Here is a 25,798-nt window from a genome sequence, read left to right as displayed (position 1 = left end):
AGGTTATTCTCTTTCAAGGGGGTTATTTTCTTTTTCTAATATTTCGGCAAAAGATTCTATATACTTTTTATGTACCTCTGGTGAAATAGTTAGATTAGGGTTTTTTTGATAACTAAAAGGGTCTCTCCTATAACGTAGTTCCGTTTCAAGAAATGTTTTTCTGTCTGTATGAATATAGTATTTCAGATTAGTTTTGAATGCTGGTTTTGGATCTAACTTTTCAAAGCCAATTAATTCAAAATGATAGTGATTTTGAGTATCATACAATTCAATTATCAACCCAGGCAGACCGCTGAACTTGTATGGACCATCCGACACTGGTACTTCTGGTGTAAACCAACCAACATAGTCTCTACCTGAAAAAATTGTTGTGGCTTTCTGTGCCTTATAACCATTTAAAGTTTTAGTTTCTCCTGTTAATTTCCAAGAGCACAAACTTTTAGGCTGTTCATAATAAAAAAAATCTTCTTTGATTTGACGGGTATAGTATATGAAATCTCTTTTGTAATCTTTTAACACTATATAGTGTAAATCGGTAACGGCATTTATAGATGTGTGTCCAGAATTACCACGCACTGATGGCTTATTATCCAAAGATTTGGATCGGCTGGAAAAAGCCGAAATATTTTCACCTATTAGCAAGACCATTACCTCACTTTTTGGAAATGAAGTTGCAGTAGAATCCAAAATATAAGTAAGTTTGTAAGTTGCCTTATATTGGAAATTATCTTTCAAGTTTTGGGCACAAAGACTTATTGAAATAAAAGTAAAAAACCAAAAAAAAGTATTTTTCATAAAATAATAGATTTTTGTGACTATAATTCAAGTCCTCTGTGTACACAAAGGACTTGTCAAAACTAAAAATAGGCTTAATAATTATTGAATTTCACCACTGCATGTTGCTCCTAGCCCACCACAATCAGGTCCCGCTTGATTTAATGCATCATTGATGTCGTTGGCTTGAACAGTAAAAGTTAATTCTTCCCAAGGCCCACCAACAAATCCACAAAAACATGTAAAATTCATCCTTTTGCCTCCGGCAACAGCTTTCATTTGTTTTCTGTCAAGCTCTTGTACAGAACCTGACTTTAAAAATGTTTGTAACATAGTTTAAAAATTTAAAGTTAATAATAATTTACGTGAGTTTTAAAGACATCACGACATGTCCATTCTAGCTAAAATATTTTCTATCCAATAAATGAAGTAAATCATTTAGACTATAATCATTAGGCAATTCATATCCATTAATATAAATTGCAGGTGTATGCATTATATTCTCCTCATAACACCATTGATACATGGCTTTAATTTTTTTGTTTTGTTGGTTAATTTCTCCATTCACTGGGTATAATTGAGAAAAAAGCAAATAGTCTTTTTTAATAGGTAAATACCAATCATCTAAAGCTTTTTTTGTTTTTTGCAAATCACCTTGACTTTCAATAGCCAACAAATGCCTTACTGGTTTAGACCGTATATCATTTTCTTTTCCCGAAGCAGTGAATATAATTTGCAAATCAATGATTCCTTTTTTCAATAGCTTTTCTAATATTGGATGTGCTTGCGCACAAGGTTCACAATATGGATTACAAACTTTTAAAACATGGTATTTGGGTTTATCACTTTTAAAAAAAATCCCAAGACCTTTTGGGCTATTCTTTATTTTAGATGACTCGGTCAATAAGGTTTCAAAAACAGTTATTTTATTCTTTATTCTAGCTAAACTTCTTTTATATATTGTAGTTCTTTTTTTCTCTAATATTAAAGGCTTTATCAGATAGCTTGCAAAAGCAAAAAACAAAAATAATGTGGCGTATATATTAATAATTCTTATATCTATATTTTCAAAGGATGATAAAGTGGTTCTAAAATAAAGTACATTTTCTAAAACCAATACACTCAAAACAATCAGACACAATCTGCACCATCTTCTAACAACAAAAGCCTGTGAATACATTGAATAAATAACAATAGGCAAGGCAAACAGACCAAGATTCCATAATAGAGATAATGAGACACTAGAAAAACTGGTAAAAATCAACAATAAAATACCAGATGAAAAATAAGAAAAAGAAAGAGAGCTCAAACTAAAGTTTTCTCCAAATAATTTTGCGAATTTAGAATCAAGCACCTCTTCACAACTCATTTTATCATCTCCACTACAAAACTTTTGCAATGCAGGATTAAATTTGTCAATTTCATACCAAAGCAACAAGACCGAAACTAAAAGTCCTGTGAATTTTAATAGAAAATATGTTATTACCATTACTTCCTGTGCCTTAAGCAAATTAAAAACCCAAAATAAGGCTAGTGACAATGTTATAATTGATAATGTTTTAGTTATTCTAGATTTTTTAATTCTATCTGTATAACCTGGCTCAATTGAGGATTCTGTTTTTTCCACCAACAAAGTAACTCCAGTCCATCTCATATTTAAATCATCTAAAACCATAGTTTCTTCCTCGTTTTCATGATTATAACATATAGCTGTGTTACCTTCAATTTTTTCTAAAACATAGAACCAAAGATCGGCTAAAACCGAACTCTTATTATTTGTCTTAACTTGAATAATGCAAGGCAAAGGGAGCTCTTTCAATCTACTTTTATCAATTTTAATAGCAGCACTTTCAATTCCATAATGGTCTAAACCATCTACTATTGAGATCATACTTGGATAATCAGGGTGTGACAATAAAGTTTCTTTAGAGTAAACAACTGTGTGCTTAATCTTGAGTATTTTAAGTAGCCTTACAAATGAACTAATACAATTATCCATTTAAATATTGAATATTGTGATTATGGATTAACATTCTACAAAACTTAAATTCCGTTTATAACTAAAAGCGAACAGAAAGTTTACAAAAGCGGAAGATTTAAATAAAATAGTAGAATATTCATTGAAATAAGATTGTATTGCATTATAATAAGCATTTATAATCTTGAGATAGTCATCTAGAATTAAAACATTATAAATTTGGGGATTAGGCATAATTTTTTTTTAAGAAAATAAAGCTAACTCTAAATATTCGTTGACGAGTAATGAGGTGCCTTTGTTTTGGTAAGGTTTTGATTATAATGAAATGAAAATTTGAATCTTTATAATTAAATTCAATCTAAAAAATTCAAGTTTTTACATTATTACTTATTTTTAATACTTGATATAAAAAACTTAATAATGCAAAAACATAGTATCTTATTAATCTTTATATTATTATTCCGATAATGATTATCATATTAATATCTTATACGACAGTGAATTTTATTTATTCCTTTCGATTAATAGATTAAACCGCTATTTTACACAATAAGTTTCTACACACTAGCATTAACACATATTTTCACAGTATGCCACTTGTCCTTTAAATTTTCCTTCAATATGTTTTACAACTAATTCGCAAATTTCTTTGTAGTCATCATTCGTAATTGGTGCTTGTTCAGTTCGCCATCCTCCGTGAGAGAGGTCATTTATTAATGTATATGATTTAGTTTCATTTGGAATATTTGTTTTAATGTATTCTGATATACTTTCAGTATGTATTTCTATTTTATCAAACTTTGTTAGGGTTTCGATAATATGTCTAATCGAATTTGCAGTTGTATGCGTTGGGACTTCTCCTTTTCTTGCAATTTTATAAATATCAAAAAGATGTGTGATATATGGTACTGTCAAATTGTTATTAAAATCTGTAAGCTCTCCATTTGATAAAAGTAGCTTCTTATCTACAATATTATTTGAACTCAATATTCTCATAAAGTCATTATTATGAGTAAAAATCATCAAACGCTCTCTATCGACTTTATCAAGTATTTTTTTAATATCACGAATTACACCACAAACTGTATAGACGTGAGAAAAATCCATACTCGATATTGGGTCATCTATTATAAAAAATAGTTTCTTGTAGTCGTCTTCACTTTCTACTTTTAGGTGTGTATCACCAATATAATAAGCAAAAGCAACAATATTTTTTTCTCCAGCACTCAAAATGTCTTTAGCCTGTTTTTTTTCCAAAATATTGGCATTGAATGTCAGTCTAAAACTTTCTTCATCTAATGTGTATTTATCTGCAAAAAAGTAATTTAATACGGTCTTAATAGTAGATGCAACTTTCTTTTTCCTACTAATTTTTTCTTGTTCCTTTTTTTTAGCTATTTCGGCTTTAAGGGCTGTGAAATCTTTTCTTAATTCTTCTAAGCTCTTGATATTAGTTTTATGCTCAAGTATTAAATCATCCAATGTCCTTTTGCACAATAGCTTTCTTATAGATAAGTTCTCATCACTTATACTATTTTTCTTTTTGTTTATTTTTCTTATCTCTTTATTGTTAGATTCGATTTCTCCGTTTAGAATAGTCTCATACTTTTCAATAGATTCTAAAATATCTTCATCTATAATAATTGACTGACTTATATCTTTTAATTTAGAATCAATTTTGTCAATTATTTTTTGAAGTTCGGACGAAAGGTTTGTGATCGATAAGTTCGATAATTCAATGTCAGCACTTGAAGGTATGTATTTGTCCTTATATGCGTTAAATAAGTTGATTTTTTTTACGTTACTTGTGTTAATGGTATCGATTTCATTTTTTGAATTCTCTAATGATTTTTTATAATCCTTAAAAAGTTTGATTGTTGTTGATTCAACATCATTCAGATACTTATTATAATTGTCAATCAGGTTTAGAGCATCATTTTCAAGATTTTGTTCGCAAAAAGGGCAATCATTACTTTCATTTTCCATTAAACTTACACCTGTTTCAATAAATATTTGTTTGGATTTGATTTTTTCTTTAAAGTCTTCTGCAAGTGTACTTAATGAATATTCTTTTGCGCAAGATTCTTTTATTACATTTAGCATTTCTAAATCAATTTCGATGGTGTTTACTTCTCCAATATCTTGAAGGTTTTCGGGAACAGATTTTATTTTGTTGTAATCTTCAATTAATTCATTATAAGATTTTTCAATTTCATAACTTTGCTTATCAACCGATTTAACAATTTTCTGAAAATCTAATTCTTTATACTCGTTTAGACGTTTTATATTTTGAATATCATCTATTTTATCAGAAATATAAGTGTTTATTTCACTTTCAATTTGTGTAGCGAGGTCTTTTCCTTCTTTTTCAATTTTCCCTAATTTCTCTTCATCATCTGAAAGGTCAATATTAACCTTACCTAATATAAATCCATCAATTTCGTCATCTTTATCGTAGTCTAAACTTCGTAAGTTGTCCTCAACATAATCTTCATTAAATACGTGAAAAAAGTAATTTGTTTGAGGAATGGTAGGCGTGTCTTGTTTGTTCAGTGATATGTCAAACTGTTCACTAATGCTACCTTGTTTATCAGTTATCTTAAAATTAAAATTTCCTGATTTTTCACCTAACGTTATTAGTTTGTCAGTTGGACTATTACCTTCTTCATCAAGTTCTAATTCTTCTGATTTTTCCGTCAATCTAAACATTCGACTGATAAAAGTTTTACCACTTCCATTATTTGCAAAAACTCCAAACTTTAGAGAACTTGAACTAATTTCCTTATTCAGACTTGAAATTGGTGCAATATTTCGGCAATTAATTTCAGTTTTTATCTTTTGTTCTGGCATTGATAGTTGGTTTTTTCGCCTTGTAAATTGCTAATTATATGATTAGGTTTATATCACTATCATTAAGCATTATTTGGATAATAAAAGGTTTTATTAGAATAACTACTTTTCAAACATTTACTTGTTCTCTAATCTTTTTAGGTGAAAGTCCCTTTTCAAATTATTTATTATTTGAAGAAAGCCCTCTCAACACTTAACCTAGCGTTTTACACTTCACTTTTTACTTTTACCGAATTTATCTAGAGGTAAATTTAGTGACCTAATTTTATATTTTTTATTAATATTCTGACCTCATCGGTAATTTGTAATAATTATCAAATACCGCAAATTATCCTAAAACTAATTTATAGTATAGAACTGTCTAATTTAAAAAATCACAACATATTTTTAATGAGGAAAAACCTTATTGTGTATAAGGTTCTTTAAAAGCGCAATTGTTTTTTGGATTAAATAAAGCCTTTTTCTCTGGCTATTTCAACTAAATCCCTATCATCCTTACTAGTAATATTGAATACGTCTTTCAACAAACGTTTTCTTCTTTCAATACCACTTATTGACATTGATATAACTTTGGGCAATTCAGTCATCTTTGTTCCGTTGGATAATTCGTAAAGAATTTGTCTATCAATCTTATCTAAAACAATATCTGAAGTAATATGCTTACGAATTAATTTTCTAACAGTTACACTATAGTGAGGTGGTTCTTCAATAACTTCAATGATTCCTTTAATCAAATCCTTCGGCTGCATATCATTCTTAATTAAAAACCCATCGGGATTTATACTCTTTAAAATACTGTCTATTCTATAATTGTCATTATAAGTCGTAGCTACAATAATTTTGGATTTCGGACTAACTCTCCTTATTTCTATCCCTAAATCCTCCCCTGATAGGTATTTCCCATTTTCTGATACTGATAATTTAATATCTAAAAAAATAATACCATAAAAGGATGGTAGGTTTTTTTTAATCTGAATTAATGCATCATCAATATTAACCACTTCAGTAACAACAAAATTATACAACCCTGAATCCTTTTTTATTTTTAAAAGTGCATTCTTATATGAACTTGCAATAATTGGATGATCATCTATAATAAGTACATTAATATCTTTCATTATTTTACTTTATATGGAATTTGTATAGAAAGAATAGCCCCTATATTTGGTTTGGATTCTATTATAAATGTACCATTTAATCGCTTAACCCGAGATTGAATATTCTTTATTCCTATACCTTTACTTGATTTTTTTATATTGAATCCAGCACCATTATCTTGAATTATAAGCTTAAGAATTCTATTGTCAAAGCCTAAAGTGATTTTCACTAAACTAGCATTTGAATACTTTACAATGTTTTGCAAAGCCTCTTGCAGAATACGATAGCAGTTTAACTTAATAGCAGCTGATGCTTCATTCCAACACATAGATTCATGGTAGTTTATTTCATATTTAAAATCTCCCAAAAGACTTTTTTCTTTAACTAAAGTAGTTATTACTGAAATGTAATCTGTTTTAGAAAGAAAATTTTCGTTTTTTAATTCGTGAGAAATATCTCTTATCTCTCCCTCTATATTTTGCAAACCATTAACTAATAGTTCATATTTAGATTTAGTTTCTTCATTGCCGCCAATATCAAGGAATCCCAACTCCATTCTGGTTCCAAATATCTTCCCCAAAATACTATCATGTAATTCTTCAGAAATCCTATATCTTTCTTTAAGCCTTCCTTCTTCTAGTTTAACATGTTGCTCTAGCATTAATTTAAATATTTCTTCATTGGCTTTTTGTTGTTCTTTTTCTAAACGTAATTCATTGTTTTTCCTTTTCTGCAATCTAATGAAATACAACAATGATAAAATTAAGATAATACCGAAGCTAGAAATAAGTATAATGTATTTTTGTAATGAGAGTTTTTCTGCTTGATGAATATACTCATCTGTTTCAAATCGAATCCTAGCAAATTTATTTCTTAATAAACGCTCATGTTTTTCTAGATTTTTTGTTAGTAAAACATGCTCTTTTAAATAAGAACTTGAATTTTCTTTATCTATTTTGGAAAGCAACAACAAAGAGGCTAGCACATCTCTTTTGTTCATAATTTTATTAGCCAATTCGTTTGCTTCTCTAGAATAATTAATAGCTTCTACTGTATCTTTTTTTAATAAGAAATATTCAGCTATGTGCAACTTGGCAATTACAATTCCTGAAAAGTTGTTTAAACTATCTCTAATATGTAATGATTTCAATAAATTAAACTTTACTCCCGATGTATCTTTATTCAATAATCTAGTATAAGCAAGATTATCCATTAATCTTGCATAAAGCTTAACATCTTGATCAAATAAATCATCATTTTTCAGTGCATCGCTAAAAGTCTCAATAGCTTTTTCATAATCTTTTTGCTTTTGATATGTGAGCCCTAGATTATTTAGACTTTGTTCCTTATAGGTGCCTTTTTGTTTTACTTTCAATAAACTTTCAATAGACCTTGTATAATAATCAATGGCTGACACATAATCTTCTAAATCCATATAAATACTTCCAAGAAGATTATAAGTTTTATAAAGTGATAGATTCTTATTTAATGCTTTATAAATAGATATAACCTGAAATAATTTTGCTTGGCTGCTTACATAATCCCTTAATCGGCTTTGAATAAATGCCATGTTATACAGCATTTTAGCCGAATAGTATTTATGACCAATTAATTCATAAAAATTATTCGCCTGAAAATAATGATAATATGAAGAATCTAAAATGCCCTTTTCAGAATAGTAAGAACCTTTATTCCAATAAGTTTCGGCAATACCAAGCGTATCTTTTAGTTTTACGGATAAAGTATATGCTTGGTTATTTGCTTTATTAAAAAGCATCGAGTCTTGATATACAAGTGCTTTATAGGCTATTTTCAATGAATTTGATTTTTTAATTGAATCATTATTCAATTTGCAATTAATATCAAAAGCTTTTAAAAGGTTTGATTGTTTAATAAAAAACGAAATACTGTCATTCTGCTTATTAAATGATCTCTTTTTTTTTGTGCTTTCTGAATTGCAACTAATAAAACCATAAAGCATCAAACTAAATAATAAGATTCTAACGATAAATATGTTTGAGAAAACTTTCAAATATTTAATTAATGTTAAAAACAAATCTATAAAAAAAGCCTTAAACAAGAGTTTAAGGCTATTAATAATATCAAGTATTATAATTAATCTCCATCTTCATCTCTATCATTATCAACTTCACCAGATTGATCATCTCCAGTACCATAAGTTTCAATTGTTTGATTAGGGTGATCTTCATCAATACTACTTGGTGTGCATGAAAAAAATAAGGCAGTAAAAAACATTAGAACAAAAAAGTTGTGTGCATTCTTCATAATAAAATATTTAGGATTAAACAATTGGTTATCCCAAGTATTGGGATTGACCTGAAACGCAGAGAGACTTGTATATAATCTCAATGCGTTATGAAGAAGCTTCTTTATTTAAGCTAAAGTAGAATAGAAAAACAGCTAATTAAAGTTCTCCTAAAGAGGTTTAGTGAAACCATCTATTTTAAGAGTGAAAGTACTATTTATGAGAGGGAAATTAATTTTGACTAGGAACGGATATATCCGTTAATGAATTATTTATAAACTCTATATTATCAATATAGGTTTTAGTAAATGGAATAACATGTGAAGTATTATCAATAGTACATTTAAGCTTGCCGTAATTAATCCTAGAAACATAGTTTTTATTAACTATGTAGCTCTTATGTATTCTTAAAAAATCATTTGGAAGATTGGTCTCGAAAGTTTTTAATGTTTTATAAGCGTTAACAACTGAACCATCAGAAATATAAAATTCTGTAGTATTATTATCTGCTTTTAAAAAAAGAATGTTCTCAATGTTTAGATATTGAAAATCTTTATATGATTTCAAACATAGTGTTCTACTATGCTTCATCAAATGTTTTTTTTTAAGTTTTAAAATTGATTTTCTAACCTCTAGCTCTGTAAGAGGATTTAATAAAAAATCCACAAAACTATGTTTGATAGCTAAATATGCGGTGTTCTTGTCTTTTGAAATACCAATTATATTGGGTTGAGCATCCATAAAAGAGTTTAATTCTGATACAAACTCAAAAGAATTTTTAAAGACATCATCTAAATTGAAAAATATTATATCTGGTTTTTTTTTAAGAATTTTGTTCATTGCCTCATCATAATATGATGAAAAACCAATAGAATTGAACATAGAATAGTCTGCAAATACCTTTTTTATTGTATTAGTGATTTCATCATTATTATCAATAATAAAATAGCTAGTCAAACTTCTGCTTTTAAAAACTCAAGGTATCAATTGAATTGCAGAACTAAATAAGGATATGCCTTGTATTTTTTAAGGAAATATTTAATGTAACTAACTGTATCATTACTGTTCAATTCCATAAAACGATAATGAAATCTCTGTTAATAGTTATCGCCTTTAGTTGTATTCACCAAACTTTGGGACAAAAAAGCTAGTAAATAGTGTAGAATCAACCTTTATTAGGTTACATCTGTAACCCTAATCAACGGAATAGTAGAACAAATCAATGGAATTAGTGACACTTTTTTTGGTTATATCCATAACCTTTAAATTGAAAATATTTTTATTTATGAATTTGCAAACCTTATTGTCAAAAAGAATACTTTTATATTTTTGTCTTAAAGAGGTTTTTTCTACTCTTTCGTTTTGCTCATTGTAATTTGAACGGTTAATATTAAGCTCTTTATTAAATCAACTATGCCTTCAAATTGTATATTTCTTCATTTACTCCAATAGAATCTGTATACAACCTGACTTGTTTCCATATCAAAATATGGTTTCCGACCATCAGGTAAGGGGTCAGCATTCAAAACCAAATGGTAACGTCCTTTAATTTCGGCTACAATTTTTCTAATATCACCTTTTGTTAAAGCTTTATCCGCTTCTTTCGTAACTAATGCCTTTAATCCATCTGCAGCTAAAGACCCTAAAGTAGCATTTCCAACTCCCGCAGCACTTAACTTCTCAACCTTGATCTTGGTTGGTTTGGTTGAAACTACTGTATCTGTTGTATCAAACTTTAGTTCTTTTGTAGCATTTTGAAGGAGACCGTTTTCTTGTTGTGTTTGATCTTGATTCTTCTTTCGGTGATGATACGCTTTGGAACGACAACTATTACTACAATACTTTTGTACAACACGCCTGGTTGGCACAAATTGCTCAAAGCAAAACTTACAGGTATAATATTTTGAATCCCTCATTATGCGTCAAATATACGTTCATTTGACGTAAATTTACTAACTTTTGGTAATATTTACACCAAAAACAGCTTCCAAAAGATAGTTTTCAGCTTTTGCTCTTGTCTCTACTTTTAACTTTTTAATATGTTCTCTCCTCTCCAAACCTTTACTTGTTGGTTTCTGGACAAACTGCTTGTTTAGTTTTGGAACAATAGGCTTTAGATTACTCAAGATGGTTTTGGTATTTAACTTACTATTCGGAAATACTTGAGATATTTTACAGAACTTTTTTTCAAACTCATGTTTATGACTTAAAAAAAATTGGTGCTGTAATTTTAAAGCCGTTTTCTGATCAGTTGATATATTAAGTATGTCATCCTGTACGTGGCTATTTAACCATTCACTTAAATACAATAATGAATTAACCATCTCACCATATTTTTCTAAAACATATTCAAACCCTCCTTTGCTATTGTTTTCCTTAAAATCATACAACAGAATGATATTTTCATCAAGGAACAGTTTTTTGGACAGAATGAATAGGCCTGCCTTCGTATCTTCAGGGTTTAATGTGAAACCATCCTTATCAATCAAAATCAATTTGTTGACATCCTCTATCACTTCCTTTGTCTTTTGAATATTCATTAACCCAAGTAACGATTCCGGAATATAGAAAATACTAACCTTAAATAGGTTTACGGTTGTTTCATGCAATATTTGTTCTAACTTTCCTTTCATCTAGTTTCAATGAATTTTGAATAATCTTCAGGTAACTCTGCATCTATATCCCTTAAATACTGTTCAAGGGCCAACATCGTTGAATGTCCCGTTATTTGCATTAGATAACTTTTAGTCTCAAATGGAGTCAAGGTCTTTCTTAATTCTCGATATAGTTTAGTAATATAGGTATGCCTAAAACTATATAGACCATATTCTTCTCCTAATCCAAACTTATCCTTCACCACTCTTTTAAAGCGTTTGGAAAAGTAGTTGCGCTTATTGTCGGCTGTTGTTTCCCAGACTCCACCAATACCATCAGGTGTAAATAGAAAACTTTCTGGTTTATGTTTATCCAGATCTGGTAGATCTTCCCACAACACTTCAGGAATGATTTTAGTTTTTAACGGACTGTTCTTAGCTTTAAAACTCAATGTTCGGTTTTCAGCATTTATATCTCCTATTTTCAACCTACAAACTTCTATTGGTCGCAAAAAATTATAGGAAACAAACTTTATAAATAATAATAGTGTAGGATCTTCATTTTCTAAATGGTCAAATATTTCCAGCTGTTGAATTTTTGTGTAGGTTTTATTTCGTGTTGTCGTGGTCTTAAGATTCTTTATTTTTTTAATAAAGTTTTCTCGAACCATTTCATATTCTTCCAATGTTGAAAAAAAACTGCTCAAACTAGCTCTATAATTATTCCTGTTCCTAGCAGATGTTTTTGTCATAATTTCCAATAAAAATGCTGAAACCATTGATTTATTGACCTGTCTTATATGGGTAACTTCCTTTCTTTGTTGATTCAACCATTTTTTAAATATTTTGATATGGCTGCCATATGAACGTAAACTGCTTGGTTGTAAAGTTTTTTCTTTAAGTATCAAATCAAAATCAAAAGCCTCCTTTAAAGTAGGTCCTAAATCTTCTTGAGGTGTTTTTTTGGATTCAGAACTATTTGTTATGACATTTTTTTCTTGCTCAATGGAATCTACTTTTTCCTTTTGATTGTCATGACCTTTTTTTGGGTTTTCCTTGACTTGATAATGGCGATAAAGGGCTTCATTATCCTGGTAAGGGTTGTAGCCCTGTCTCAAAAGCTTTTGCAGAACTTGACGTAAAATCGTCAATACAGCCAAACGTTCTTCTTTGGTTTTGTATTTGTTGGCTTCACCATAAATTGGTGTCTGACGTTTCAGTTTTCCTGTGTCAGGACTTCTATAGGAAAAATACACATACCAACGTTTGGATAAATCGTTGTTTGCGGTGTAGATTTTTGGTGTGGAAAATTCTTTTTTCAATGACAAATCGTATGCACTTTCGTATGCACTTTTGTATTCTTGCTCAATTAGGTTGTTAAAATTACGCATAAAAAAACGGTTTGGCAACACCAAACCGTTAGTATACGTGACTTTGTCATTTGTAGCGGGAACTGGACTCGAACCAGTGACCTTCGGGTTATGAGCCCGACCTTTACCGCATTTTCAACACAAACACTGGGTGTTTGAGTTGTTACTTTCTTAAAATCGTGTTCAAAATCGTGTTCACGATTTTGCCTACTTTTTATACTTAATTATTAATTCAAATATAATTCATTTTTCCATATAATCCTGCCACTTAATAAGAACATATTTATCGTTACCGTTCTCCTTCTTGCTCAAAAAACCATATTCGTATACAAATAGATAAACATCCCCTTTTTGGTTCTTCCAGTAATGGGTAAAGAACTTCGGATCAAACCCCTCACCTATCAACACCGATTGCCTGACCACCGCCTTGCCCGCTTTGTTGAACTCTTTTAAGATTCTTCGGTTCAATCGCAGTTGGTTGTCTACCTTGTTATAGAACCGTTCTGGACGTTCCCTTTCTATTTTGTACTGGTGTGCGCTCTTACACCTGGGGTCACAGTACTTTTTATCGATTCTTCCTTTTAATGGCTTTTCACAGTTAAGGCAATTTTCCTGTAATCTCTTCATCCTATTGAATTAAATGTATTTTATCCGCAAGTTATTCGAATAAAATACGGATTATATTTTTGTTTTGGCATAATTTGACCCAAAAAAATGGAATTACATAAAACCGTCACATTAAAACACCTTTTGATTGACCAAAAAAAATGTATCGGAATCCAGTTCAATTCCGACAAAGTATTACATGCACTTGTTGAAGGGCTTCCCAATGTTTCATGGAGTGCCGAGTTTGCCATGTACTACCTTCCAAACTTGAAGTCCAATTTAGATCTGATTTTCAAAACTTTCCAAGGCGTGGCCTGGGTCAATGGCAACTATTTCTTTCAGGAAAAGGTCGTAAACGACAATAACCCTGTCATTAAACTTGACAAGTACAGAGAAAGAAAACTGGAGATTGGTTACAGGGCATGCCCAGAGTCTTACCTGCTTAAACTGGAACTGAAAAGATATTCCGCAAATACCGTTAAAAATTACGTATCAAGTTTTGAAACATTTATCAACCACTTCAGGGATAAGGAGCTCAATGAGATCGATGAGCAAGACATAAGAAAGTATCTCCAACTTCTCATTAAGGACGGTCTTTCTAACTCTCAGGTCAACTTGGCCATCAACAGTATAAAGTTCTATTACGAAACTGTCCTTGGTATGCCCAACCGCTTCTACTCCATAGAGCGTCCTCGAAAGAAAAAGACCCTGCCCAAAGTCTTATCTAAAAAGGAGGTGTTGAGAATGATCGACTGTGCTGGTAACATCAAGCACAGATGCATTATTGGCTTATTATACTCTTCCGGACTGAGACGAAGTGAGCTATTGGAGTTGCGCACAACGGATATTGACAGTGAGCGAATGGTAATCAACGTCAGAGGGGCCAAAGGGAACAAGGACAGGGTTACCGTTCTTAGCCCAAAGCTTTTAACCGACCTGAGGAGCTATTACAGGGAACATAGACCAGAAAAATACCTGTTTGAAAGTCCCAAGGGAAGTAAGTATAGCGCTTCAAGTGTTTTAAAAATCGTAAAAAGCGCTGCAATCAGAGCTAATGTGAACCAAAAGGTAACACCGCACATGCTCAGACACAGTTTTGCTACCCATCTTTTGGAAGAGGGTACCGACCTTAGGCATATACAGCTGTTATTGGGACATAACTCTACCAAGACAACTGAAATCTACACCCATGTCGCAAACAAAACCTTTGGTAAAATAAAAGATTTACTATCTTAGGCGTATAATGTGGATATACGTAATACGTATATCCAATTGTTAGCAAATATACCTGAATGAGTTACGACCTATACTTTTACAGAAAAAAGGAAAACCCTATTTCAAAAGAAAAAATTCAAGCGGAATTTAAAGAAATGATTCCGATTGATATTAGTGAGGTTGATACTCAAATCCATTACGAAAATGAACGAACTGGAGTTTATTTCTTGATAGATATCAATGAACCAAACACTGAAAAAGAAGACATTGAATTGTTTGACAGTTTTGATGGATATGAAAACACTTATTTAAGTGCATCAATCAACTTTCTTCGACCAGATTATTTCGGACGTGAAATCTTTCCAATAATTGGCGAAATCTGCGAAAAATTGGACTTATACGTTTTCAATCCGCAGGAATTTGATGAAACAAGAGAACGACCGTTAAAATGGACTTCGGCTGAACTTATAAAACATTGGACTGACCATAACGCTCAAGTATCAAAACAGCAGTTCAAAGAATTGGAACTTAAGTATTATCCAAAAGACAAATCTGATAAGATTTGGGAATATACAAGTATGATTGATACATTGGAAAATGAAATGAAAGAGGACATTTACATTCCGAATCTTTTTATGATTATGAATCAAAAGACTAAAGATGTGTTTTCCTATTTAGTTTGGAGTCAAAGTATTCCTCTGATTTTACCAAAAGTTGACTTCATTATTCTTGTTAAGAATTACAAAAGGCTATTCAAGAAAATAGAAGAAATCGGAATTGTAAAATATGAGGACGTTGTTTCTAAATTCTCGAATGAATTTGAAAAATTTGATAACGACAAAGTGGATTGTTTGATTTTAAGACAAACCAACGCGGACAGAATAAAAAAGGAATTTAATTCTTTCCCAATTTGGAAATCACACAAAGAATTTGGACCTCAAATCGGACTTGACAACTTTGTAAATAATAAATAAAAGTACATTTGCTAACAACGTGTATAGCTCATTGCGGCTGAATTCCTAATCGGAATTCATTGCAATTTGCTATCTTTCAGTTTCGGCGGAAAATCATAGCTGATTTCCCGCAACGAGCCATACACAAAACCGTTACCACACATTTGACAAAACAGTATGCAAATAAAAAACAAGAAAGCCGATAAACCTTATTCCGTAACTTATAGAGTTTGGAGAACTGAATATCTTGCAAATGATAAGCATAAACATTTTGAAATTTTAAATTACAATAATGTTGTGGAATTGCACGTAATTGACAAAATAACTGGAGAATTAAAATTTAGCCAAGTAATTGACAAAAACGAAGCGGAAAACAATGTCCGACAATTCTCTACAACACAATATATTAAACCTTTGTCTTTTGAGTATTATGACAAAAATTTGATTCCGATTAAAAAAACCGACTATTCTGGCTTATCTTTCTTTAAAAGAATAAAAGCTAAAATCCAACAGATTATAAGTCCAAAAACAAACCCAAACGCAATACCATTTAGCAGATTTGAAAAATGGTCGCTTATATTAATGGCATTGGCTGTTATAGTTCCGATTTGCATATACATAATAACTGAATTTAATAATTAATAATCTGATTAACCATTTATGGAAAACATTAAAAATGTCAATGACATTGAGCCAACCGAATTTGATAAATACAGCAAATACAAAAAGCTTTCTGAATTACGAGCAATGGACGAAAAAGAATTGTTGATTTTAAATACTCTAAACCAATTCCGACTTTTAAAAACACAGAATATCTCGAAAAACATTTTTATATTCTTTTTGGTTGTTGCTATTTTGTCTATTCTATTGCAAATTGTAGTTGCTTTTATAATCTAAAAAAACGTGTGGTAACAACGTATATAATTTATTGCTAGTTCTATCCTACTTACGAAAATCCGCGAGGATTTTCTATTCGGTTTGTACTTGCTAAATTTGTTGCCTTACCACGCAACAAACCATATACAAACCGTTGAATCACATTCAGCTAAAGCTGACCAAAGTTACTACGTGCTGCGCACTCCCGTCCCTTTGGATATGTGATTCAACGACAGCGTTATGCCAAATTGCGCTCGACGCGGGAATCTTGGGGATTGTACTATTTACAGCTTCCCCTGCCCATCGAGGGAAAACGTGAACCAACTGCCATTATACGCAATTTGTTTACGTTTACTCTGTATTTATAAAAATTAGCGAATAAATTCGCTATTTTTAAAATCCAAAACGTAACTACGCATAACGCTGTCGTTACCACACATTTGAGAAATGACAAAAAAACAACGAAAAATATTCTATCCGACAATATTCATTTTAGGATTATGTCTAATGGCGTGGCAAGTGACAATATTTCGGAATACTATAATCGACTTAAAAATCTTAATCGGAATTATACTTGTGGCTGGAATTGTAGCTTTTCTTGCTGATTTTAAAAATTTTGGAAAAACTTATAATTACAGCGGAATAGGACTTTACTTTTACTCTTCGATGCATTACATCTGCGGTTTCGGATTTTTAGCCTGCTCAATATTTATGCTGACCAATTTTTATTTAGCCGATGCAACACCTGTAAAAGAGACGTATGAAATAGTAGAACGTTCTTCTTTACCTGGAAGAAAATATCATAGAGATGAACGAAAACCGACTTTTGACATAAACTATAATGGAAAAATAAAAGAACTAGTTTTTCCACACAAGTACTATGAAAAAATGGAATTTTATACAAATGTGGAATTGGAAGTTAGGAAAGGGTATTTCGGATTTGATATTCTGGAAAATAAAAAATTGAATTGAATAAAAACGTGTGGTAACACCGGCTATAGTTCATTGCTTCTGACTTTCCTCTCGGAAAGTCCTCGCACTTTTACTATCTTCGGTTTACGGCGGAAAATCCTCGCGGATTTTCACGCAACGAAACCATAGCCAAAAACGTTGTAGCACATTTGAGAAAAACCTATGAACAAGATTTTAACATTACCTTTTTTAATAATTTTTTCGTTTCTGACTTTTGAAAATTTGACTGAATTAAAAACTGTGAATGAAACTGAATACGAAAAAAACTTAAATACTGCATCTGAATTATATTTAGGGAAAAAGAAAATTCCTGAATATATTTTAATAAAATTAGTTCCTGAAAACTATACTGAATTCGGATTATATTATGGAACAACTGGACCTGACCACAAACTAGGAAAAACCGACTTTTTCTATGAAACTACTCGACTGATTTTTGAACAAGTGACTTCTGAAAAAAATTCTGACTTCTACTTGCCGAGTTTAAATCTCGCGAGTTTTGCAGATGGAGAATATGCAGAGGAATTTATTGAGTATTTGGAATTAATAATAAATGCGGATAAAGAAAAGTTTTGCGAATCATTAAGTGGAATAAAATATAGAAATCGTAATCCGATTAAATATTATTCTGAATTAAATAATTGTGAATAAAAACGTGCTACAACAATGTATAACCGCAATTACGGCGGATTCGACTACGTCCGAATCCACTCGGAATTGCTAACGTCTGTGCTTAACCGAAAATTAACGCATATTAACCCGTAACTGACGGTTATACGAGACCGTTGTGCGTAAGCTGATAAAAACAGAAACTATATGAACAATAAAGAGCTGATAGAAAAATGGTATAACCAAATGTGGAACAAATGGAATACCGATATTCTCCATGAGATTCTAGATGATGAAATTACTTTTAGAGGTTCATTAGGTATAGAAAAGAAAGGTTATGAGGGCTTAAAAAACTATATGAACTTCATTAAATCAGCATTCCCAGACTTTCATAATAGCATTGAGCAAATTATAACAGAAGGCAATTATTCTTTCGCTAAATTAAAATATACAGGTACTCACAAAGGAAAAATTTTTGAAATAGCACCAACAAATAAAAGAATAGAATACTATGGAGCTGCTGTTTTTACAATTGAAAACAAAAAAATAAAAGATGTCTGGGTTCTTGGGGACATATATGGACTAATTAAACAATTAGAATAAAACCATTGAATTCAAATCACTTCACATCTATCAACTTCCCTTTGGTATTTCCTAGTTCTATTCCCCAATTTGTAATTGCCTCGATTACTGGAATTAAGCTCAAACCAAAATCTGTTAATTCATACTGAACTCTAAATGGTGCTTTCTCTCCAAAACTAAAACGTGCCATTAAGCCATCTTCTTGTAACGATTTTAACTGAATACTCAACATTTTTTCGGTTATATCAGGAATTAAACGTTTTAGTTCAGAAAAACGCAAAGAACCATTTCTCAAATACCATAAAACTACACATTTCCATTTTCCACCAATATAACTCATGGTAATATCAGTTCCACAGTGGTAAACTTTATCGTCAATTTTATATGCCTTATGCTTTCCTTCTAAAATCATAACTATAATTTTAACCTATCAATCCTAACAGTTATTGCATGACAAAAATAATCAAAATATATTTATACTGTAAAAAGTATAGTGATTCGTGAATTCTATAACAATTGATATAATTGGCTACTCTGCTTTGGTTATAAATTTATATTCTATGTCGGTAAAAGGGGAGTATAAATTAAGACTAATTTCAGCTCTTGCCAATTTTATCTATATCATTTACGGAATGCTATTGACTGCATTTCCAATAATTATTGGTTGTTCAATAGCAGTAGTTTTACATATTTACAGATTGAAAAGGTTAAAAATAGATGACAAAAATTACAATAAATAAAGCTCAAGTAAAAGATGTTAATGTCTTGGCTCTTTTAGGTACAGTAACTTATACAGAATCTCACGGTCATTTTATTGACAACAAAAAAGACTTAATGAGATACAATGAAAGTGCTTTTTCAGTTTCACAAATCGAGAATGAAATGATTGACCCAAAAAACATTTTTTTCATTATTAGTAAAGATGATTTACCTATTGGTTATGCGAAACTAGTTTTAAATTCTACCAATAAAAATGTGGACTCACAAAATAGTTGTCAGTTAGAGCGAATTTATATTCTTAATGAATTTATACCATTAAAAATTGGGCAACGATTCTTAACCTTTCTTGAGGAGAAGGCAAAAGAATTGAAATTAGATACGATATGGCTTTCCGTTTATGGGAAAAATATCAGAGCTATAAGATTCTATGAACGAAATAACTATAAAGAAGTTGGCAAATCAACTTTTTTAGTTAATGATAAGGAATATGAAAATAAGGTTTTCTTAAAAGAAGTATAAGAATGAATGAACAAAAACTAACATCCAAAGATGAATTAACTAACCTCATCAAGGATAAGGGAATTAAAACTTGGGAAGAAGCAATTGAATTTGTAAGATGCTTACCATATGGGCGAAACTCTAATCGAACAGATTTTAAATTAGTCATTTCAGAACAAAAAGGAAGTTGTAGTTCTAAACACGCAATGCTAAAAAAACTTGCAGATGTAAATGATATTCCAAACATAAAACTCATTCTTGGAATGTATCAAATGAACGAAACGAACACGCCAAAAATTGGGAATGTGCTGACTAAAAATAATCTTGATTTCATTCCTGAAGCACACTGCTACTTGAACATTGACAAAAAAAGAATAGATATAACAACCTCGAAAAGCAATTTTAACAAACTTGAGCACTACATAATTGAAGAACTCGAAATTCAACCAGAACAGGTTGCTGTTTTTAAGGTTAATTATCATAAAGAATTTATAAAAAACTGGATAAAAGAAACCAAGTCAGAATTAGAGTTTAGTCAGTTATGGAATATCAGAGAAAAATGTATAGAAAATTTAACCCAATAACAATGAAACTAAATACAGAAATTAAGAATTACATCAATAAGAGTGTTTTATGTTGGCTTGCCACATCTTCTGCTCATAATGTACCGAATGTTTCTCCAAAAGAAATTTTTAATTGTTATTGTACAGACAAAATCATTGTTGCAAATATCGCTTCGCCTCAAACTGTTAGAAATATCAAGCAGAACAAAAATGTTTGTGTGAGTTTTATTGACATTTTGGTTCAAAAAGGATTTCAAATCAAAGGAAAGGCTAGAATAATTACAAAAGCCGATTCTGACTTCTTGCAAATGGAAAAAATTTTGACTGAAATGACAGGAGGTGATTTTCCTTTTACTACAATCACAGAAATTACAGTAGAAAAGACTAAACCCATTCTTGCACCAAAATATGTGCTTTATCCAGAAACAACTGAACAAGAACAAATAGAAAGTGCTAAAAAGGCATATGGAATTTAGAATTAAACCTATGTAAAATGAGTGAAACCATACTTTTAAAAGAAAATCCAAAAATTGAATTTCAATTTACTGAAAATGGATTTCAAATCATTGATGAAGAAACAATTCAAAATACTGGTATTTACAACTTCAGTGATTTAGAATTTGTGGAATTAAATAAAATCTGGTTTCCAAAACTAGCAAAATGGTTACGAATAATAACTTGGATTTTTTATGGTGTCCCATATTTCCCAGATGCAGACGCCTACAAAAAAGCAAATATCGTTATCACTCTTAATAAGAAGAAACTGGGGATATGGTTAACTAATTCTTTTATGGCTAGCCAAGCAAAAAGAATTAAAATATTATTGGACAATGAAACAAGTTAGTTATACAATATTTAGAAACGCAACAAAGAATGATATTTCAATAATCGTTGAAATGATAGCTGACGATGAGCTTGGGAAAACAAGGGAAAAACTTCAATTACCATTACCAACAGAATACATAAATGCTTTTGAAAATATAAATGCTGATCTGAACCAGGAACTTATTGTTGTAGAAAACGAAAATTCTGAAATTATTGGAACTTTACAGTTATCTTTCATCCAATATCTAACTTATCGTGGTGGTATAAGAGCGCAAATAGAAGCTGTCAGAATCAGAAAAGACAAAAGAGGTATTGGACTTGGAAAAAAAATGCTTGAATGGGCTATCAACAGAGCAAAAGAGAGAAATGCACATTTAATACAACTAACTACAGATAAAAAAAGACCCAAAGCCATTAAATTCTATGAAGACTTGGGCTTTAAATCAACTCACGAAGGAATGAAAATGCATTTTAGATAAAAAGCCTACGCACAACAACGTATATAAAAAATAGCGGTTTATGTGATTATATCTAAAGTCATTTTTATAAATTTAAAGTCAGTTATAATTCGAAAAGTTAGTACTTAAAAATCCGCTACTTTTCATATACAAGACCGTTGTACCTCATTTCCAAACTAAACGTAAAATGAAAATATTTCCGACTAACAATTATCAATTTGAACTTAAAAAAGAAAGTTCAGATGCGTTGTCTGAATTGGAAAAAAACACAATGATAACTGACTCTCTTGTTTCGGAATGGACAAAAAAAGCATTTATCGGACAAGTAAACAGAAACGGATTTAAAATAATTTCATCAAAACCTGGACGTGGAGCATTTTGTGTTTTAGAGGGAAAAGTTGAATCGTACAACGGAACTCTTGAAATCAGAATTCATAAAGCCTTCAGAGTAATGCTATCACTTATCTTTTTATTCCCAATAATCGGATTTTTAATAGCATTATTTACAAAAGAAAAAGAGATTATAATTTCTTTGATAATTCCGACTTTAATGGCTATCGTTGTTTTTAGATTTATTTTCACAGAATTAGCATTTAGAATTATATCAAAAAACGGACTGAATAAACTGACTGAAATAATCGGAATAACAAAACTGAAAAAAAACGAGGTACAACACCGGCTATAGTTCATTGCTTCTGACTTTCCTTGCGGAAAGTCCTCGCAAATTTGCTATCTTCGGCTACGGCGGAAAGAATCCTGCGGATTTTTCCGCAACGTATCATAGCCAAAACCGTTGTAAAACATTTAACGCAAACCGAAAATGGGATTAGATTCAGTCGAATTACTTATGTCAGTTGAAGATAAATTTGGAATACGAATTGAGGATTCCGAAGCCGAAAAAATTGCTACTGTACAACACTTTGCCGACACTGTTTATAACAAAATTATAGTAAATCCGACAGATAAGTGCTTGACACAAATCATATTTTACCGAATTAGAAAAGCATTTCAAGACTTAAACTTGACTGAATTGGAAATAAGGCCGAATAGCAAAATTTCGGATTTGCTCACTCAATCGGAATTGAAAACAAATTGGAATCGATTGGAAACAGAACTTGAATTGAAATTACCTGAATTAGTTGCTATTGACTTTAATCCAAAATTAGACTCGCACGTAAAAATTTTTGGAATTAAAACTATCAAAAGAAATACGCCTGTGACTAAAGGAACAATAAGAGAATTAATTGATTGGACAATATCTCTGAATTTCGAGAAAACAATTGACATTCAAAAAATCACTAATAAATATGAAGTTGAAAGAATAATTTCGGGAATCATAAGTGAAAATATGGGAATTCCAATAGCTGAAATTGAATTAAGACATACAATAACAAACGATTTAGGAATTGATTAATAAAAAACGTTTTACAACAACGTGTATAGCTCATTGCGGCTGAATTCCTAATCGGAATTCATTGCAATTTGCTATCTTTCGGTTACGGCGGAAAGAATCCTGCGGATTTTTCCGCAACGAGCCATACACAAAACCGTTGTAACCAATTTGACAAACAAGATAAAGTATAGATTTAATGAAAAGAAATCTGAATATTTTACATTACTGCCTTTATGTTATTGATTCCAAATTGCATTTCTTTTTTAATAAAATAAATCCCGCCCTATTATTATATAAAATTCCTTATATCAAAAAACGAATGAAAAATAAATACGGCATTAAGAATCCAATAGAATTTTATAATGACTTTTGGACTGACAAAAAAACTGGATTTGGACTAATTTTTTCGGGAGGTTGGCTAATTGGAATTGTAGGTCTGATTTTTATAAGTTTAGGAATTATAGCTATTGACATTATAAACCCTAAATTAGTTTTAAACAAATATTACCTAATTTCATTAGGTATTTTTTCATATTTAATTTGTTATTTTTTGGTATTTAAAAATGACCAATACCTAAAATATTTTGAAGAATTTAAAGACTGGAGTATAGTGGAAAAAAGAAAAAATGTCTTGTCGGGTATAGGATTTATTTTTGGAGTTATCGTTTTGTTTTTTTCAAGTCTATTATATTTTAACTAAAAAACTGGTTACAACACTGGCTATAATTTAGCGTGGCCTTTGGCTACTTTAATGAACTTTTCTTACTTTTAACCAAGCTGATTTCTCTGCGGAATAGTCCTGCGGACAATTCCACGCCGAAATCATAGCCCAACCGTTGTGCTTCATTATAACAAACCGCTAACCAATGATAAAATTCTTTAGAAAAATTAGGCAAAACTTGCTTATGGAAAACAAAACTGGAAAGTATTTTAAATATGCTGTTGGAGAAATTGTTTTAGTTGTAATAGGGATATTGATTGCCCTTCAGATAAATACCTGGAATCAATCTAGACAAGAGAGCATTAAAGAAAAAACATACCTAAGAAATGTTGAAGCTGATCTGAAACAGCAGCTTTCATACATCTCTATTCAACTCGAACACGAATACGAGCATGATTCCTTAGCCGCATCAATACTAGATCGCTACAATAGGGACAAGCGTCTAAAAATAGATTCTGTTATATCTAAACAATTGAACACCTTGACTATAAGAAAGACTTTCATCAAGGCCGATCCAACTTATCAAGATCTTATCTCATCAGGAAATATAAGATTGATCAAGGATGAAAAATTGCGAAATGAAATTCTCTCCTACTATTTGGAACTTGAACGCATCGAATCGATTATAATGAACAATAATTTACTTTACGTTGATGAGATGTTCGCCTTTAAACTAGTGCATCATGTATATATCGGAAAAACGAACGAGAGACTTTTTGGCGTGTCTAACCAAATCTTGCAAGAGCCTGAAATTGAAATGCTTATCATGAATCTCCTCGACATTCGAAAAGAGATAACAACGGGTCATATTGAATTCATGAACGAACTGAAGGTAAAAACCGAGTTGCTCCAAGAATCATTGCAAAAATACACCCAATGATAAAATTCTTTAGGAAAATTAGACAAAATTTGCTCTCTGAAAATAAGTTCAGTAAGTATCTGATTTATGCGGTTGGTGAAATTGTACTTGTGGTTATCGGAATTCTTATTGCTCTTTCTATTAATAATAAGAATGAAGAAAGAAAATTAAGAGACAATGAACAAGCTTTATTGTTACAATTAAAGCAAGAATTTGAATCAAATCTCAATCAGCTAAATCAAAAAATTGAAATGAGAGAGATTATGATTAACTCTGCTCAAAAGTTACTTAAAATGATAGATGATAAAAATCAAATGATTCCAGACAGTATTGGTCATTATCTAAGTTTTACAAGAATGAATCCAACTTTTGATCCTATCAGAAATGATTTGACGGTTGGCGATAAATTATCTCTAATAGAAAATGTCGAGTTGAAAAAAATGTTAACTCAATGGGAAAGTAATGAAGAACAACTTGAAGAGTCCGAAAGGCGATGGTTATATTCTCTTAACACGTATTTTAGACCGTTATTATATGAACACAATTTAGCAAGAGAATTGTTCGAGATTAATTATCAAAGCGGATCCATGAGTTTAATGTCTTTAACCAAAAGTGTCGATGCAGTAACAATAAATAAATCTATTGATACAGACAAATTTGTAAATTTCATGAATGACCCAAGGCTTGAATCGCATTTGGCCTGGACTGTAGGAATTAACACTTTTGGAAATGTGGAATCAAATACACTAAAAAATCATATAATAGATATCTTAAAGCAAATTGATAAAGATATTAAGCAATAACGAAAGCACAACAACGTGTATAGTTCATGCTTACGCACGAACTTCAAAATAAATTCCTAACTTTAAACAAACAACAAAACACTCGGAATATTCCTCGCGGAATATTCCGCACAAACCATACACGAACACGTTGGGCACAATATGAATAAACATCGAATGAAATACATAATTATCGGAATTTTATTAATCTCAACTTCTGTTTTTGGACAGGAGTT

At 30.8% G+C, this 25,798-nt stretch carries 31 protein-coding genes; 18 read left to right on the top strand and 13 right to left on the bottom strand.

Annotated elements, in window-relative coordinates; translation table 11 throughout:
* Positions 1–3 precede the first annotated feature (3 nt).
* The 12 genes from K7G76_RS07800 to K7G76_RS15485 all read right to left on the bottom strand — a co-directional run bounded on the left by K7G76_RS07800 (position 4) and on the right by K7G76_RS15485 (position 13,398).
* On the bottom strand, positions 4–795 hold the full coding sequence (locus K7G76_RS07800) for a GLPGLI family protein (RefSeq protein ID WP_223033650.1): 792 nt from the start codon (positions 793–795) through the stop codon (positions 4–6).
* Positions 796–876: 81 nt separating this feature from the next.
* Positions 877–1,107, bottom strand: a complete 231-nt coding sequence (locus tag K7G76_RS07795; RefSeq protein WP_223033649.1) for a hypothetical protein — start codon at positions 1,105–1,107, stop codon at positions 877–879.
* 64 nt (positions 1,108–1,171) lie between these two features.
* Positions 1,172–2,773: a vitamin K epoxide reductase family protein gene (locus tag K7G76_RS07790; RefSeq protein WP_223033648.1), complete on the bottom strand. Its 1,602-nt coding sequence runs from the start codon at positions 2,771–2,773 to the stop codon at positions 1,172–1,174.
* A 549-nt stretch (positions 2,774–3,322) separates the two neighbouring features.
* The gene (locus K7G76_RS07785) at positions 3,323–5,602 is read right to left on the bottom strand and encodes an AAA family ATPase (protein WP_223033647.1); all 2,280 of its coding nucleotides are present in this window, start codon (positions 5,600–5,602) and stop codon (positions 3,323–3,325) included.
* A 446-nt stretch (positions 5,603–6,048) separates the two neighbouring features.
* Positions 6,049–6,720 carry a response regulator gene (locus tag K7G76_RS07780; RefSeq protein ID WP_223033646.1) on the bottom strand — a complete coding sequence of 224 codons (672 nt, stop codon included), beginning with the start codon at positions 6,718–6,720 and terminating at the stop codon, positions 6,049–6,051.
* Positions 6,720–8,516: a tetratricopeptide repeat-containing sensor histidine kinase gene (locus tag K7G76_RS07775; RefSeq protein ID WP_223033645.1), complete on the bottom strand. Its 1,797-nt coding sequence runs from the start codon at positions 8,514–8,516 to the stop codon at positions 6,720–6,722. Before K7G76_RS07775 ends, K7G76_RS07780 begins: the two co-directional genes overlap by 1 nt.
* A gap of 299 nt (positions 8,517–8,815) precedes the next feature.
* On the bottom strand, positions 8,816–8,986 hold the full coding sequence (locus K7G76_RS07770; protein WP_223033644.1) for a hypothetical protein: 171 nt from the start codon (positions 8,984–8,986) through the stop codon (positions 8,816–8,818).
* A 211-nt stretch (positions 8,987–9,197) separates the two neighbouring features.
* Positions 9,198–9,923 carry a LytR/AlgR family response regulator transcription factor gene (locus tag K7G76_RS07765; protein ID WP_223033643.1) on the bottom strand — a complete coding sequence of 242 codons (726 nt, stop codon included), beginning with the start codon at positions 9,921–9,923 and terminating at the stop codon, positions 9,198–9,200.
* 479 nt (positions 9,924–10,402) lie between these two features.
* Complete coding sequence (locus K7G76_RS07760) at positions 10,403–10,882, bottom strand: hypothetical protein (protein ID WP_223033642.1); 480 nt, start codon at positions 10,880–10,882, stop codon at positions 10,403–10,405.
* Between the two features lie 36 nt (positions 10,883–10,918).
* On the bottom strand, positions 10,919–11,599 hold the full coding sequence (locus K7G76_RS07755) for a hypothetical protein (protein ID WP_223033641.1): 681 nt from the start codon (positions 11,597–11,599) through the stop codon (positions 10,919–10,921).
* Positions 11,596–12,951: a tyrosine-type recombinase/integrase gene (locus K7G76_RS07750; RefSeq protein WP_223033640.1), complete on the bottom strand. Its 1,356-nt coding sequence runs from the start codon at positions 12,949–12,951 to the stop codon at positions 11,596–11,598. The genes K7G76_RS07755 and K7G76_RS07750 overlap by 4 nt, the downstream gene beginning before the upstream one ends.
* A 222-nt stretch (positions 12,952–13,173) precedes the next feature.
* Positions 13,174–13,398, bottom strand: coding sequence for a hypothetical protein (locus tag K7G76_RS15485; protein WP_369412192.1), 225 nt, complete (start codon positions 13,396–13,398; stop codon positions 13,174–13,176).
* A gap of 246 nt (positions 13,399–13,644) precedes the next feature.
* Here K7G76_RS15485 and xerA point away from each other — a divergent pair, with 246 nt between their 5' ends.
* From xerA to K7G76_RS07710, 7 genes are all read left to right on the top strand, one after another.
* Complete coding sequence (xerA, locus tag K7G76_RS07740; RefSeq protein WP_223033638.1) at positions 13,645–14,772, top strand: site-specific tyrosine recombinase/integron integrase; 1,128 nt, start codon at positions 13,645–13,647, stop codon at positions 14,770–14,772.
* Positions 14,773–14,828: 56 nt separating this feature from the next.
* Positions 14,829–15,725, top strand: a complete 897-nt coding sequence (locus K7G76_RS07735; protein ID WP_223033637.1) for a hypothetical protein — start codon at positions 14,829–14,831, stop codon at positions 15,723–15,725.
* Positions 15,726–15,881: 156 nt separating this feature from the next.
* Positions 15,882–16,346, top strand: coding sequence for a hypothetical protein (locus tag K7G76_RS07730; RefSeq protein WP_223033636.1), 465 nt, complete (start codon positions 15,882–15,884; stop codon positions 16,344–16,346).
* Positions 16,347–16,364: 18 nt separating this feature from the next.
* Entirely contained in the window at positions 16,365–16,601 is a 237-nt protein-coding gene (locus tag K7G76_RS07725) for a hypothetical protein (protein WP_223033635.1), read from the top strand.
* Between the two features lie 426 nt (positions 16,602–17,027).
* Positions 17,028–17,552: a hypothetical protein gene (locus K7G76_RS07720; protein ID WP_223033634.1), complete on the top strand. Its 525-nt coding sequence runs from the start codon at positions 17,028–17,030 to the stop codon at positions 17,550–17,552.
* A 162-nt stretch (positions 17,553–17,714) separates the two neighbouring features.
* Positions 17,715–18,203 (top strand): hypothetical protein, encoded by a 489-nt coding sequence (locus K7G76_RS07715; protein ID WP_223033633.1) that lies wholly within the window; start codon positions 17,715–17,717, stop codon positions 18,201–18,203.
* 165 nt (positions 18,204–18,368) lie between these two features.
* Positions 18,369–18,764 (top strand): ester cyclase, encoded by a 396-nt coding sequence (locus K7G76_RS07710; protein WP_223033632.1) that lies wholly within the window; start codon positions 18,369–18,371, stop codon positions 18,762–18,764.
* 16 nt (positions 18,765–18,780) lie between these two features.
* Here the strand turns inward: K7G76_RS07710 and K7G76_RS07705 are convergent, their stop codons facing one another.
* Positions 18,781–19,155, bottom strand: coding sequence for a winged helix-turn-helix transcriptional regulator (locus K7G76_RS07705; protein WP_223033631.1), 375 nt, complete (start codon positions 19,153–19,155; stop codon positions 18,781–18,783).
* Positions 19,156–19,243: 88 nt separating this feature from the next.
* Here K7G76_RS07705 and K7G76_RS07700 point away from each other — a divergent pair, with 88 nt between their 5' ends.
* The 11 genes from K7G76_RS07700 to K7G76_RS07650 all read left to right on the top strand — a co-directional run bounded on the left by K7G76_RS07700 (position 19,244) and on the right by K7G76_RS07650 (position 25,583).
* A complete protein-coding gene (locus K7G76_RS07700) occupies positions 19,244–19,483 on the top strand; it encodes a hypothetical protein (RefSeq protein ID WP_223033630.1) in 240 nt (79 codons plus the stop codon).
* Entirely contained in the window at positions 19,461–19,982 is a 522-nt protein-coding gene (locus K7G76_RS07695) for a GNAT family N-acetyltransferase (RefSeq protein ID WP_223033629.1), read from the top strand. Before K7G76_RS07700 ends, K7G76_RS07695 begins: the two co-directional genes overlap by 23 nt.
* A 2-nt stretch (positions 19,983–19,984) precedes the next feature.
* Positions 19,985–20,545 carry a hypothetical protein gene (locus tag K7G76_RS07690; protein WP_255572953.1) on the top strand — a complete coding sequence of 187 codons (561 nt, stop codon included), beginning with the start codon at positions 19,985–19,987 and terminating at the stop codon, positions 20,543–20,545.
* 2 nt (positions 20,546–20,547) lie between these two features.
* Positions 20,548–21,000, top strand: coding sequence for a pyridoxamine 5'-phosphate oxidase family protein (locus K7G76_RS07685; protein WP_223033628.1), 453 nt, complete (start codon positions 20,548–20,550; stop codon positions 20,998–21,000).
* A gap of 17 nt (positions 21,001–21,017) precedes the next feature.
* Positions 21,018–21,368 (top strand): hypothetical protein, encoded by a 351-nt coding sequence (locus tag K7G76_RS07680; RefSeq protein ID WP_223033627.1) that lies wholly within the window; start codon positions 21,018–21,020, stop codon positions 21,366–21,368.
* Positions 21,355–21,828 carry a GNAT family N-acetyltransferase gene (locus K7G76_RS07675; RefSeq protein WP_255572952.1) on the top strand — a complete coding sequence of 158 codons (474 nt, stop codon included), beginning with the start codon at positions 21,355–21,357 and terminating at the stop codon, positions 21,826–21,828. Before K7G76_RS07680 ends, K7G76_RS07675 begins: the two co-directional genes overlap by 14 nt.
* Before the next feature lie 166 nt (positions 21,829–21,994).
* A complete protein-coding gene (locus K7G76_RS07670; RefSeq protein ID WP_223033626.1) occupies positions 21,995–22,492 on the top strand; it encodes a hypothetical protein in 498 nt (165 codons plus the stop codon).
* A gap of 135 nt (positions 22,493–22,627) precedes the next feature.
* Complete coding sequence (locus K7G76_RS15525; RefSeq protein WP_185789973.1) at positions 22,628–23,221, top strand: acyl carrier protein; 594 nt, start codon at positions 22,628–22,630, stop codon at positions 23,219–23,221.
* A 298-nt stretch (positions 23,222–23,519) separates the two neighbouring features.
* Positions 23,520–23,900 (top strand): hypothetical protein, encoded by a 381-nt coding sequence (locus K7G76_RS07660; RefSeq protein WP_223033625.1) that lies wholly within the window; start codon positions 23,520–23,522, stop codon positions 23,898–23,900.
* Between the two features lie 166 nt (positions 23,901–24,066).
* Entirely contained in the window at positions 24,067–24,801 is a 735-nt protein-coding gene (locus tag K7G76_RS07655) for a DUF6090 family protein (protein ID WP_223033624.1), read from the top strand.
* The gene (locus K7G76_RS07650; RefSeq protein ID WP_223033623.1) at positions 24,798–25,583 is read left to right on the top strand and encodes a DUF6090 family protein; all 786 of its coding nucleotides are present in this window, start codon (positions 24,798–24,800) and stop codon (positions 25,581–25,583) included. The genes K7G76_RS07655 and K7G76_RS07650 overlap by 4 nt, the downstream gene beginning before the upstream one ends.
* The last annotated feature ends 215 nt before the right edge of the window (positions 25,584–25,798 follow it).

The organism is Hanstruepera marina (genome assembly GCF_019880635.1).
In the GTDB taxonomy this organism is placed as follows: Bacteria; Bacteroidota; Bacteroidia; order Flavobacteriales; family Flavobacteriaceae; genus Hanstruepera; species Hanstruepera marina.
This window is presented reverse-complemented; position numbering and strand designations above follow the sequence as displayed.